Here is a 13,071-nt window from a genome sequence, read left to right as displayed (position 1 = left end):
CTTAGGCACACCCCCCGCACCCGAATTCCGGCCGCCAAAGAGGGGTGTCCCGGAACGCAGAAAAGCCCCGCACCATAAGGTGCGGGGCTTTCCCACAATGATTGTTCGGCGGCGTCCTACTCTCCCACAGGGTCCCCCCTGCAGTACCATCGGCGCTGAAAGGCTTAGCTTCCGGGTTCGAAATGTAACCGGGCGTTTCCCTAACGCTATGACCACCGAAACACTATGAAGTTAACCAACCCGGCATGGACACAGGTCATTACTTCAGAACCTACACAGTGGACGCGAGCAACTGAGGACAAGCCCTCGGCCTATTAGTACCAGTCAACTCCACACCTTACGGTGCTTCCATATCTGGCCTATCAACCCAGTCGTCTACTGGGAGCCTTAACCCCTCAAGGGGGTGGGAGCCCTCATCTCGAAGCAGGCTTCCCGCTTAGATGCTTTCAGCGGTTATCCTTTCCGAACGTAGCCAACCAGCCATGCCCTTGGCAGGACAACTGGCACACCAGAGGTTCGTCCGTCCCGGTCCTCTCGTACTAGGGACAGCCCTTCTCAAGACTCCTACGCGCACAGCGGATAGGGACCGAACTGTCTCACGACGTTCTAAACCCAGCTCGCGTACCGCTTTAATGGGCGAACAGCCCAACCCTTGGGACCGACTCCAGCCCCAGGATGCGACGAGCCGACATCGAGGTGCCAAACCATCCCGTCGATATGGACTCTTGGGGAAGATCAGCCTGTTATCCCCGGGGTACCTTTTATCCGTTGAGCGACGGCGCTTCCACAAGCCACCGCCGGATCACTAGTCCCTACTTTCGTACCTGCTCGACCCGTCAGTCTCACAGTCAAGCTCCCTTGTGCACTTACACTCAACACCTGATTACCAACCAGGCTGAGGGAACCTTTGGGCGCCTCCGTTACTCTTTAGGAGGCAACCGCCCCAGTTAAACTACCCACCAGACACTGTCCCTGATCCGGATCACGGACCCAGGTTAGACATCCAGCACGACCAGAGTGGTATTTCAACAATGACTCCACAACCACTGGCGTGGCCGCTTCAAAGTCTCCCACCTATCCTACACAAGCCGAACCGAACACCAATATCAAGCTATAGTAAAGGTCCCGGGGTCTTTCCGTCCTGCTGCGCGAAACGAGCATCTTTACTCGTAATGCAATTTCACCGGGCCTATGGTTGAGACAGTCGAGAAGTCGTTACGCCATTCGTGCAGGTCGGAACTTACCCGACAAGGAATTTCGCTACCTTAGGATGGTTATAGTTACCACCGCCGTTTACTGGCGCTTAAGTTCTCAGCTTCGCCATGACGAATCATGACTAACCGGTCCCCTTAACGTTCCAGCACCGGGCAGGCGTCAGTCCGTATACATCGCCTTACGGCTTCGCACGGACCTGTGTTTTTAGTAAACAGTCGCTTCTCGCTGGTCTCTGCGGCCACCACCAGCTCACACTGCAAAAGTGATCACCAGCAATGGCCCCCCTTCTCCCGAAGTTACGGGGGCATTTTGCCGAGTTCCTTAACCATAGTTCACCCGAACGCCTCGGTATTCTCTACCTGACCACCTGAGTCGGTTTAGGGTACGGGCCGCCATGAAACTCGCTAGAGGCTTTTCTCGACAGCATAGGATCATCCACTTCACCACAATCGGCTCGGCATCAGGTCTCAGGCACATGCTGTCCGGATTTGCCTAGACAGCGCCCTACACCCTTACCCCGGGACAACCACCGCCCGGGCTGGACTACCTTCCTGCGTCACCCCATCGCTTACCTACTACCACCTTGGATCGGCGGCTCCACCACGTCCCTTTGTCCGAAGACTCCAGGCCGGCTTCACGGCCTTAGCATTAATGGATTCGATACTGGGCGTTTCAAAGCGGGTACCGGAATATCAACCGGTTGTCCATCGACTACGCCTGTCGGCCTCGCCTTAGGTCCCGACTTACCCTGGGCAGATCAGCTTGACCCAGGAACCCTTAGTCAATCGGCGCACACGTTTCCCACGTGTGTATCGCTACTCATGCCTGCATTCTCACTCGTGAACCGTCCACAACTCGTTTCCACGGCTGCTTCACCCGGCACACGACGCTCCCCTACCCATCACAACGGACGTTGGTCCACATGTTGCAATGACACGACTTCGGCGGTGTGCTTGAGCCCCGCTACATTGTCGGCGCGGAATCACTTGACCAGTGAGCTATTACGCACTCTTTCAAGGGTGGCTGCTTCTAAGCCAACCTCCTGGTTGTCTCTGCGACTCCACATCCTTTCCCACTTAGCACACGCTTAGGGGCCTTAGTCGATGCTCTGGGCTGTTTCCCTCTCGACCATGGAGCTTATCCCCCACAGTCTCACTGCCGCGCTCTCACTTACCGGCATTCGGAGTTTGGCTAAGGTCAGTAACCCGGTAGGGCCCATCGCCTATCCAGTGCTCTACCTCCGGCAAGAAACACACGACGCTGCACCTAAATGCATTTCGGGGAGAACCAGCTATCACGGAGTTTGATTGGCCTTTCACCCCTAACCACAGGTCATCCCCCAGGTTTTCAACCCTGGTGGGTTCGGTCCTCCACGAAGTCTTACCTCCGCTTCAACCTGCCCATGGCTAGATCACTCCGCTTCGGGTCTTGGGCACGCTACTCAACGCCCTATTCGGACTCGCTTTCGCTACGGCTTCCCCACACGGGTTAACCTCGCAACATACCGCAAACTCGCAGGCTCATTCTTCAAAAGGCACGCAGTCACGACACAGAGACAAGTCTCTGTGCGACGCTCCCACGGCTTGTAGGCACACGGTTTCAGGTACTATTTCACTCCGCTCCCGCGGTACTTTTCACCATTCCCTCACGGTACTATCCGCTATCGGTCACCAGGGAATATTTAGGCTTAACGGGTGGTCCCGCCAGATTCACACGGGATTTCTCGGGCCCCGTGCTACTTGGGTGGTTCTCAAACGAGCCGTTAATGTTTCAGCTACGGGGGTCTTACCCTCTACGCCGGACCTTTCGCATGTCCTTCGCCTACATCAACGGTTTCTGACTCGTCTCACAGCCGGCAGACTGCAAAAGAGAACTCCCACAACCCCAACCACGCAACCCCTGCCGGGTATCACACGTGACTGGTTTGGCCTCATCCGGTTTCGCTCGCCACTACTCCCGGAATCACGGTTGTTTTCTCTTCCTGCGGGTACTGAGATGTTTCACTTCCCCGCGTTCCCTCCACACTGCCTATGTGTTCAGCAGCGGGTGACAGCCCATGACGACTGCCGGGTTTCCCCATTCGGACACCCCCGGATCAAAGCTTGGTTGACAGCTCCCCGGGGCCTATCGTGGCCTCCCACGTCCTTCATCGGTTCCTGGTGCCAAGGCATCCACCGTGCGCCCTTAAAAACTTGGCCACAGATGCTCGCGTCCACTGTGCAGTTCTCAAGCAACGACCAGCCACCCGTCACACACCCTTACCAGGATGCTTCACCGGGGCCGGCATCGCGAAGGTCCAGACAACAGTCCGTACCCTCAGATACCCAACAGCGCGCCCGGCCCACTCAACCCTCAGATGCTTTCCACGCCGAAGCAGTACTAACTTCCAGAGAATCAAGTGTGCCGAATAGTCAACGTTCCACCCATGAGCAACCAGCATCAGACATTCGCTGATGTACTGGCCTCTGACCCGGACAAGTCCGAGTAAGAAGTGCTCCTTAGAAAGGAGGTGATCCAGCCGCACCTTCCGGTACGGCTACCTTGTTACGACTTCGTCCCAATCGCCAGTCCCACCTTCGACGATTCCCTCCCACAAGGGGTTGGGCCACCGGCTTCGGGTGTTACCGACTTTCGTGACGTGACGGGCGGTGTGTACAAGGCCCGGGAACGTATTCACCGCAGCAATGCTGATCTGCGATTACTAGCAACTCCGACTTCATGGGGTCGAGTTGCAGACCCCAATCCGAACTGAGACCGGCTTTTTGAGATTCGCTCCACCTCGCGGTATCGCAGCTCATTGTACCGGCCATTGTAGCACGTGTGCAGCCCAAGACATAAGGGGCATGATGACTTGACGTCGTCCCCACCTTCCTCCGAGTTGACCCCGGCAGTCTCCTGTGAGTCCCCATCACCCCGAAGGGCATGCTGGCAACACAGAACAAGGGTTGCGCTCGTTGCGGGACTTAACCCAACATCTCACGACACGAGCTGACGACAGCCATGCACCACCTGTACACCGACCACAAGGGGGCGCCTGTCTCCAGACGTTTCCGGTGTATGTCAAGCCTTGGTAAGGTTCTTCGCGTTGCGTCGAATTAAGCCACATGCTCCGCTGCTTGTGCGGGCCCCCGTCAATTCCTTTGAGTTTTAGCCTTGCGGCCGTACTCCCCAGGCGGGGAACTTAATGCGTTAGCTGCGGCACGGACGACGTGGAATGTCGCCCACACCTAGTTCCCAACGTTTACGGCGTGGACTACCAGGGTATCTAATCCTGTTCGCTCCCCACGCTTTCGCTCCTCAGCGTCAGTATCGGCCCAGAGATCCGCCTTCGCCACCGGTGTTCCTCCTGATATCTGCGCATTTCACCGCTACACCAGGAATTCCGATCTCCCCTACCGAACTCTAGCCTGCCCGTATCGAATGCAGACCCGGGGTTAAGCCCCGGGCTTTCACATCCGACGTGACAAGCCGCCTACGAGCTCTTTACGCCCAATAATTCCGGACAACGCTTGCGCCCTACGTATTACCGCGGCTGCTGGCACGTAGTTAGCCGGCGCTTCTTCTGCAGGTACCGTCACTCTCGCTTCTTCCCTGCTGAAAGAGGTTTACAACCCGAAGGCCGTCATCCCTCACGCGGCGTCGCTGCATCAGGCTTTCGCCCATTGTGCAATATTCCCCACTGCTGCCTCCCGTAGGAGTCTGGGCCGTGTCTCAGTCCCAGTGTGGCCGGTCGCCCTCTCAGGCCGGCTACCCGTCGTCGCCTTGGTAGGCCATCACCCCACCAACAAGCTGATAGGCCGCGGGCTCATCCTTCACCGCCGGAGCTTTCCACACACAGACCATGCGGTCGTGTGTCATATCCGGTATTAGACCCCGTTTCCAGGGCTTGTCCCAGAGTGAAGGGCAGATTGCCCACGTGTTACTCACCCGTTCGCCACTAATCCCCTCCCGAAGGAGGTTCATCGTTCGACTTGCATGTGTTAAGCACGCCGCCAGCGTTCGTCCTGAGCCAGGATCAAACTCTCCGTGAATGTTTACCCGTAATCGGGTGAAACACAACACGAGAGCGGAACGACCAGACGGAATAGGTCCGGTCGTTCACAGCGTCCTCGCTGTGTGTGCCATCCGCACCACATGGGCGCCGATGGACTTTCAAAGGAACCTCATCCACCGAGGTGGACGGGGTATCAACATATCTGGCGTTGACTTTTGGCACGCTGTTGAGTTCTCAAGGAACGGACGCTTCCTTTGTGCCTGTTTCAGCAGGCTCTCCGGGCGCTTCCCTTCGGTCTTGCGTTTCCGACTCTATCAGATCCTTGCGGGCCCGATTTTCGCCGGTGCGTTTCTGCCTTTCGGCTTCTTCGCGTTTCCAACCTTACCAGATCCGTTTCCGTGTCCGGCGCCCTGTTGGAGCGGGCTCGGCCGTTTGGCTTTCGCTTTTCGACCTTTCCGACTCTATCAGATCCGTTTTCGTTCCGTTGCCGGTCCGAATTCGTTTCCGATTCCCCGTCGGAGGGGGGTTGCCGTGGAGCGGCTATTTGAGCTGCCGCGCCTTTCGGCGTGTTCACTACTTTAGCGGAATTCCTCGCTGACGCATAATCACGTCACGGTTCGAATTTCGGCATGCCGAAATAGGTCCCGTTGAGGGGCCGTGCAGTAGTGGTGTGCCGCGAAGCGGCGGGATGGCTGTCCCAGAACCGTTCCGGCTCTGTGGCAACTCGGAGAACACTACGGATGGGGCAGGACCGTGTCAACTCGCGTCAGTCAAGGTCACTCAGACGCCCGTCGGCGTCCGGTTGGGCGTCCTCGACGCGGCGCAGCAGGCGGGTCAGCACCTGGCCGAGGAGCTGACGCTCACCGCCGTTGAGGTCCTGGAGGAGGTCCTCCTCGAAGACCGATGCCAGGCGCATCGCCTCGAGCCACTTCTCGCGGCCTTCGTCGGTCAGCTCGACGATGACGCGGACGCGGTTGGCCTCGTCGCGCTCCCGGGTGACCAGACCCTCGTTCGCCATGCGGTCGATGCGGTGGGTCATGGCGGCCGGCGTGAGGCCGAGGCGCTTGGCGAGCTCGCCGGGGCCCAGTTGATAGGGGGCTCCGGAGACGACGAGGGCCTTGAGGACCTCCCACTCGGCGTTGCTCAGGCCCAGGGTGGCGGTCTGCCGTCCATAGGCGACGTTCATCCGCCGGTTGAGGCGCTGAAGTGCGGAGACGACCTGCTCCACCTGGGGGTCGAGGTCCTGGAACTCGCGCTGGTAGGCCGCGATCTGTTCCTCGAGGCTCGGCTCGGCAGCGTCGGCGGCCGCATCGGAGGGCTCAGACATGCGGCGCAGTATGACATGGAAGTCATTGGCGTTGAAGTTCTTCGAGGTGTACTCTTTAGCTTCGAACTTTAGAGTTGAAGTCTTCAGGGTGAGACTGTCCGGTCCTGCTGTCCGGTCTTGCCCTGTCGCCTGTCACAGCTCGCCGGTTCGTCCTTCATATCCGTCTGATGACCTGACCTAGGTAGGTGAGTGTGACCACCGCGATGGGCGCCGCGTTGCGCCGGATCCAGCTCGGGAACGCGCTGAGCGCGTTCGGCAACGGCTTCACCGTTCCGTATCTGTACGTCTATGTGGCGAAGGTGCGGGATCTCGGCGCGAGTACGGCCGGGGTGGTGCTGGCGATGCTGGCGGTGGCCGCACTCGTCGTCCTGCCGCTGACCGGCCGGGCCATCGACCGGCGCGGACCGCTGCCGGTGGCCGTCGTCGGGACGGTCTCGGCCGCCGTCGGTGCCCTGGGGCTGGGGCTGTCCGCCACCGAGCCGCTGGTCGTCGCGTCGGCCATCGCGCTCGGTGCCGGGATCGCGGTCATCCAGCCAGCGCTCGCGACGATGATCGTGTGGTGCTCGACGACGCTGACCCGGTCACGGGCGTTCGCCACCCAGTTCTTTCTGAACAACCTGGGCCTGGGCGTCGGCGGACTGGTCGGCGGGCTGCTGGTCGACGAGACGCACCCCGAGAGCTTTGTGCGGCTGTTCGCGATAGAGGCCGTGATGTTCCTGGTGCTCGGCGCGGCGGTGGCGAGCGTGCGGCTGCCGCGGACGCCGAAGGTGGAGGACGCCGTCCCCACCGAGGAACGGGCCAAGGGTGCCTGGCGGGCGATGTTCGCCGACCGGCGGATGGTGTGGCTGTGCGTGCTCGGCTTCGTGCTGTTCTTCGCCTGCTACGGGCAGTTCGAGTCGGGGCTGGCGGCGTATGCGACCGAGGTCACCCGGATCGCGCCGGCGAGCCTGGGTATCGCGCTGGCGGCCAATACGGCGGCGATCGTGGCGGCGCAGTTCGTGGTGCTCAAGCTGGTCGAGCGGCGGCGGCGCAGCCGGGTCATGGCGCTGGTCGGGATGGTCTGGACGGTGGCGTGGATAGCCGCCGGTCTGTCCGGGCTGGTGCACGGCTCGCAGGTGGTGGCCACCGCGCTGCTGATCTCGACCTATGCGTTGTTCGGTATCGGTGAGTCGATGCTGTCGCCGACGGTGGCCCCGCTGGTCGCCGATCTGGCGCCGGCCTCCCTGATCGGCCAGTACAACTCGGCGTTTGCCCTGGTCAAGCAACTGGCGCTGGCGCTCGGGCCGGCGGTGGGTGCCTTGATGGTGGGACACGGAATGTATGTGTCGTACATCGTGATGCTGGTGGTGTGTGCGCTGGGGATCAGCGCGCTGTCGCTGTGGCTGGGCCGGATGCTGCGGCCGGGGCAGGACAATCCGCACCGTGCGGTGGCGGCGGTGCCGGCACCTCGTGCGGAGGTGCCGGAGTCGGTGGAAACCACCGGATCGGTGCCCGCGGCCGTATGAGGCCGGAGTGAGGCGGGGCGGGGCACCGAGGTGCTCCGCCCCGCCTTTCGCGTATCCGGCGTGGTGATCCGTCCCGGTCCGGGGCGGATCAGCCGGCCGCCGGGTTCTGCGGCTGGCCGTGCGCCTGGCCGTGCGACTGGCCGTGCGGCAGGGCGAATTCGCACCAAACGGCCTTGCCGCCGCCCGGGGTGCGGCGGGAGCCCCAGGACGAGGCGATGGTCGCGACGATGGAGATGCCCCGGCCGGCCTCGTCGGCCGGCTCGGCGCGGCGGCGGCGCGGCAGATGGTCGTCCCCGTCGGTGACCTCGACGATCAGCCGGCGGTCCGTACGCCGCAGACGGAGCCGCATGGGCGGGGTGCCGTGCTGGAGGGAGTTGGCGACGAGTTCGCTGGCTGCCAGTACGCCGAGGTCGTGCAGCTCGGGGGAGAAACGCCAGGAGGCGAGGACGCCGGAGGCGAAGGCGCGGGCGCGCGGGGCCGCTTCGATGCCGCCGTGGAGTTCGAGGGCGGCGTTGTGGAACAGCTCGGCGTCGTGGCCGGTCCGCTCCGGGTGCTGGAGGACGAGGATGGCGACGTCGTCGTCGTGCGCGGCCGTGATGCCCAGGGAGCGCAGCAGGCGGTCGCAGACGATGTCGGGGGCGCCGGCAGCGCCGGCGAAGGCGCGCTCCAGGGCCTCGACCCCGTCGTCGATGTCCTTGTCGCGGCGCTCGACCAGGCCATCGGTGTAGAGGACGGCGCTGCCACCGGGGCCGAGGGGGACGGAGCCCGAGGTGTGCAGCCAGCCGCCGGTGCCCAGCGGCGGGCCGGTGGGCTCGCCGGCACGGCGGACCGTGCCGTCCGCGTCGCGGACGAGGATGGGCAGATGGCCGGCCGAGGAGTAGACCAGCCGGCCCTCATTCGGGTCGTGGACGGCGTAGACGCAGGTGGCGATCTGGCTGGCGTCGATCTCGGCGGCCAGGCCGTCGAGCAGCTGGATGATCTCGTGGGGCGGGAGGTCGAGGCGGGCGTAGGCGCGGACCGCGGTGCGCAGCTGGCCCATGACGGCCGCGGCGCGTACCCCGCGGCCCATGACGTCGCCGATGACCAGGGCGGTGCGGCCGGCGCCGAGGGTGATGACGTCGTACCAGTCGCCGCCGACCGCGGCCTCCGTGCCGCCGGGCTGGTAGGTGGCGGCCACCCGCAGATCGTCGGGCTGCTCCAGCTCTTGGGGCAGGAGGGAGCGCTGGAGGGTGACCGCGGCCTCGCGCTGGCGGGCCTCGCTGGCGCGCAGCCGCTCGGCGGACTCGATCTGGTCGGTGACCTCGGCGCCGAAGACCAGGACGCCCTTGCGCGGCGCGACGCAGGCGACCTCGGGGTCGGGCGCCGGGCCGCTCGCCGCGACCTCGACCGGGGTGCAGGTGAAGGTGTAGTAGGCGTCGCGGGAGCGGTCGCCGCCCGTGCCGGCGGGGACCTTGCGGGATTTGACCGTCCGCGGCCTGCCGCTGCGCAGGACCTGGTCCATCAACGGCAGCAGACCCAGTTCATCGAGCTCGGGGAGGGCCTCGCGGGCGGTGTGGCCGGCCGGGCGGGCGCCGAAGACGTGGGCGTAGGCGCCGTTGACGTAGGCGAGGCGGTGCTCGGGGCCGTAGAGGACGGCGACGAGCGCGGGGATGGTGCCGAGGATGTCGTGGACGGACAGGGCGTCGACGGTGGGCGGCAGGGCCTCGGGGGTGAGTTCCCGGGAGGGCGCCGGATCGGCGGGCTCGGCGCGGGCGGCGGGGACCGAGCCGGTGGTGGCGCCCGTGGGCGGGGCCGGCGTGTCGTCCGCACCCACGGGCACCGCGGACGGTGCCGGGGCGGGCGGGGCGGCCGCCAGACCGGAGGCGGGGCGGGGTGCGGCGCGGTCGGACCGCGCGGCGGCGCGCCGCTGTGTGCCGGGGAGTCTGGCGCTCCAGCGCGTGAAGATCACGGAGGGGTACCTCTTACTTCGCGTCGTCGCGCGGGATCGGGCCGTCGGCAGGGCGGAGCCTCCCGGCCGGGGGCCGGGGGAGGGTCGGCTGGGGGCACTCTCGGCGCCCTTTTGCGGAATGCAGCAAACGTCCTGAATCCTCGTGATTGTCACTCTTTGCAGATACGAGCCCACCCATGGTCACACGTCCAGTGTGGCCGACCGGACGGACATCCGTCAGGCGCCCGGCTGCCCCTGTGGAGTTCCGTACTCCGCCGCAACCGGTCATTCCAGGGATGACGGCAGATCAACTCGTGTGGGCGTACGGCGCGTCAACTGGCCTCGTTGTGCCGACCCGTGCCGGCGGCGAGTTCGAATTCGGCGCGCGGGTTCTCCAGCGAGCCGAGCGAGACGATCTCGCGTTTGAACAGGCCCGCGAGGGTCCATTCGGCGAGCACCCTGGCCTTGCGGTTGAAGGTCGGCACCCGGCTGAGGTGGTACGCACGGTGCATGAACCACGCCGGGTAACCCTTCAGCTTGCGCCCGTAGACATGCGCGACGCCCTTGTGCAAGCCGAGGGAGGCCACCGAACCGACGTATTTGTGCCGGTAGTCCACGATCGGCCCGCCGCGCACCGCCGAGGCGATGTTCTCGGCGAGCACCTTGGCCTGACGCAGGGCGTGCTGGGCGTTGGGCGCGCACACCGGACGGGGCCCGCCGGGCTCGGCCGGCTCGGCGGTCAGATCCGGGACGGCGGCCGCGTCCCCGGCGGACCAGGCGTGCTCGACGCCGTCCACCTGGAGCGCGGGGGTGCACTGGAGACGGCCGTGGGCGGCCAGCGGCAGTTTGGTCGCGGCCAGGATGGGGTGCGGTTTGACGCCCGCGGTCCACACCAGGGTCCGGGTCGGGAAGCGCGAGCCGTCGCTGAGGACGGCGACCCGCTTCTCGCAGGACTCCAGCCGGGTCTCCATCCGGACGTCGATGTTGCGGGCGCGCAGCTCACGCACGGCGTAACGGCCCATGTCCGGTCCCACCTCGGGCAGGATGCGGTCGGTGGCCTCGACCAGGATCCACTTCATGTCCTCGGGCTTGATGTTGTGGTAGTAGCGGACGGCATAGCGGGCCATGTCCTCCAGTTCGGCCAGCGCCTCCACCCCCGCGTAGCCCCCGCCGACGAAGACGAAGGTCAGCGCGGCGTCGCGGATCGCGGGGTCGCGGGTGGAGGAGGCGATGTCGAGCTGCCCGAGGACGTGGTTGCGCAGTCCGATGGCCTCTTCGACGGTCTTGAAGCCGATGCCGACCTCGGCCAGGCCCGGGACGGGCAGAGTGCGCGCGATCGAGCCGGGCGCGAGGACCAGCTCGTCGTAGGCGACCTCGATGGCGCCGCCGCCGGTCTCCTCCGCGGCCAGGGTGGTGACGGTGGCCCGGCGGTCGCTGTGGTCGATGGCGGTGACCTCGCCGATGACGACCTTGCACTGGGGCAGCACCCGGCGCAGCGGGACGACGACATGGCGCGGGGAGATCGAGCCGGCGGCGGCCTCGGGCAGGAATGGCTGATAAGTCATGTAGGGATCCGGGTCGACCACGATGACCTCGACGGTGCCCCGCTGCAGCTCCGGCTTCAGCTTCCGCTGCAGCCGCAGGGCGGTGTACATCCCCACATAGCCACCGCCGACAACGAGAATGCGCGTCACGTTGTTCGAAGACTTCGAAGACACAGCCTTCACAGGGGTTCTCCTCGCGGTGTCGAACAGGCCCGGGACGGCACCGACCGCGGAGGCCGGCCGGCGGCGCTCCGCCTCGGGAGCTGCGCCCCCGGAAAGGCACAGCACTGTTCCATGACGCACCGCCGGAGCGCCTTTGTCCACAGGCCCGTCGAAATGTGTGACCGGGCGCGGTCCTGGGGACGGAACGGCTCATTCCGCACGGGTGTGGCGAGGTGCGCTGGTCAGAGGGTGGGAGACGGAGGAGAGGCAGGGGTGAAATCCGGGCGGATCACGCCCCTTGGGCCGATCGGGGGTGCATTGTGCGGAACTCCCCCTTCATTCTTGACCCCAGCTCAACTATGTTCGTATCTCGTTGGGGTGCACCCTGTTTCGTCGGTACGCCCTGACTGTCAGGGCGGGGAGTCTCCGGGGGGAGACGTCATTACCGGGGGATATCTATGCACACTCAGGGCTCTCAATGGCCGACCACCGTCGCGATGGCAGCTGCCTCGGACGGCGCCGGGAGCGGTGGCGCACACAGCAGAACCAACGAGAACGGCAACAGCAACGGCAACGGCACCGGCGTGACCCACCGGGCCGCTGCGGGGACGGGCGGCCGGAGCACGCCGCTGCGGGTGGACGCACAGCGCAATCTGGAACATGTGCTGCGCGCCGCGCGTGAGGTGTTCGGCGAGCTGGGATACGGCGCGCCCATGGAGGACGTGGCCCGGCGGGCCCGCGTGGGAGTCGGCACGGTCTACCGCCGCTTCCCCAGCAAGGACGTCCTCGTCCGCCGGATAGCGGAGGAGGAGACCGCACGGCTGACGGACCAGGCGCGTACGGCGCTGGGCCAGGAGGACGATCCGTGGGCGGCGCTCTCGCGCTTTCTGCGGACCTCGGTGGCCTCGGGGGCCGGGCGGCTGCTGCCACCGGGCATCCTGCGGGCGGACGCCGACACCGGCCGGTCCGCACTGCCGTCGGTGTCCGGGGCGAACGAGCCGCGGCTGCCGGACGGCCTGAGCGAGGCGCGGGTGCCGCAGCAGCGGGTGGCGCCCGGCAGTGACGGGACGCCCGTCGCTCTCCGGCCTGCCGGAGAGCGCGAGGTCCCGGAGGACGAGCCGCTTCCGGTGGCGGAGACGACGGGCGCCGATGCGCTGCTGGAGGTCGTCGGACGGCTGGTCGAGCGCGCCAAGGCGGCCGGGGAGCTGCGCACCGATGTGACGGTCTCCGACGTCCTCTTAGTCATCGCCACGGGTGCACCGGCGCTGCCCGACCCCAGCCATCAGCAGGCCGCCTCCGCGCGGCTGCTGGAAATCCTGCTGGAGGGGCTGCGCTCGCGGTAACAGCGGTGAGTTCGGGCGGCCGGGGCCGTCCGGTGGGGCCCGTTCACGGGGCCT

Annotated in this window: 5 protein-coding genes and 3 rRNA genes; 2 read left to right on the top strand and 6 right to left on the bottom strand. The window is 65.1% G+C overall.

Annotation, left to right across the window (positions count from 1 at the left end):
- Positions 1-103: 103 nt before the first annotated feature.
- The 4 genes from rrf to OIU81_RS19780 all read right to left on the bottom strand — a co-directional run bounded on the left by rrf (position 104) and on the right by OIU81_RS19780 (position 6,536).
- Positions 104-220, bottom strand: a 5S ribosomal RNA gene (rrf, locus tag OIU81_RS19795).
- A 74-nt stretch (positions 221-294) separates the two neighbouring features.
- Positions 295-3,413 (bottom strand): 23S ribosomal RNA (locus tag OIU81_RS19790).
- Positions 3,414-3,717: 304 nt separating this feature from the next.
- Positions 3,718-5,246: ribosomal RNA gene (locus OIU81_RS19785) — 16S ribosomal RNA — on the bottom strand.
- Together the 16S, 23S and 5S rRNA genes form the textbook arrangement of a ribosomal RNA operon.
- Positions 5,247-5,975: 729 nt before the next feature.
- Positions 5,976-6,536, bottom strand: a complete 561-nt coding sequence (locus OIU81_RS19780; protein WP_329149721.1) for a MarR family winged helix-turn-helix transcriptional regulator — start codon at positions 6,534-6,536, stop codon at positions 5,976-5,978.
- A 191-nt stretch (positions 6,537-6,727) separates the two neighbouring features.
- On the opposite strand from OIU81_RS19780, the gene OIU81_RS19775 reads away from it, so the two are divergent.
- Entirely contained in the window at positions 6,728-8,041 is a 1,314-nt protein-coding gene (locus OIU81_RS19775) for an MFS transporter (protein WP_329155231.1), read from the top strand.
- An 88-nt stretch (positions 8,042-8,129) separates the two neighbouring features.
- On the opposite strand, the gene OIU81_RS19770 is transcribed toward OIU81_RS19775, so the two are convergent.
- Both OIU81_RS19770 and OIU81_RS19765 read right to left on the bottom strand, forming a co-directional pair.
- On the bottom strand, positions 8,130-9,989 hold the full coding sequence (locus OIU81_RS19770; protein WP_329149718.1) for an ATP-binding SpoIIE family protein phosphatase: 1,860 nt from the start codon (positions 9,987-9,989) through the stop codon (positions 8,130-8,132).
- A 311-nt stretch (positions 9,990-10,300) separates the two neighbouring features.
- Positions 10,301-11,662, bottom strand: coding sequence for an NAD(P)/FAD-dependent oxidoreductase (locus OIU81_RS19765; RefSeq protein WP_329149716.1), 1,362 nt, complete (start codon positions 11,660-11,662; stop codon positions 10,301-10,303).
- Positions 11,663-12,171: 509 nt separating this feature from the next.
- Here OIU81_RS19765 and OIU81_RS19760 point away from each other — a divergent pair.
- Positions 12,172-13,017, top strand: a complete 846-nt coding sequence (locus OIU81_RS19760; protein ID WP_329149714.1) for a TetR/AcrR family transcriptional regulator — start codon at positions 12,172-12,174, stop codon at positions 13,015-13,017.
- Positions 13,018-13,071: the final 54 nt, after the last annotated feature.

Source organism: Streptomyces sp. NBC_01454 (genome assembly GCF_036227565.1).
Taxonomy (GTDB): Bacteria; Actinomycetota; Actinomycetes; order Streptomycetales; family Streptomycetaceae; genus Streptomyces.
This window is presented reverse-complemented; position numbering and strand designations above follow the sequence as displayed.

Excerpts from the sequence above, each read along its gene's own strand:
- OIU81_RS19760 (WP_329149714.1), top strand. The coding sequence starts at position 12,172 with ATGGCAGCTGCCTCGGACGGCGCCGGGAGCGGTGGCGCACACAGCAGA.
- OIU81_RS19780 (WP_329149721.1), bottom strand. The coding sequence starts at position 6,536 with ATGTCTGAGCCCTCCGATGCGGCCGCCGACGCTGCCGAGCCGAGCCTC.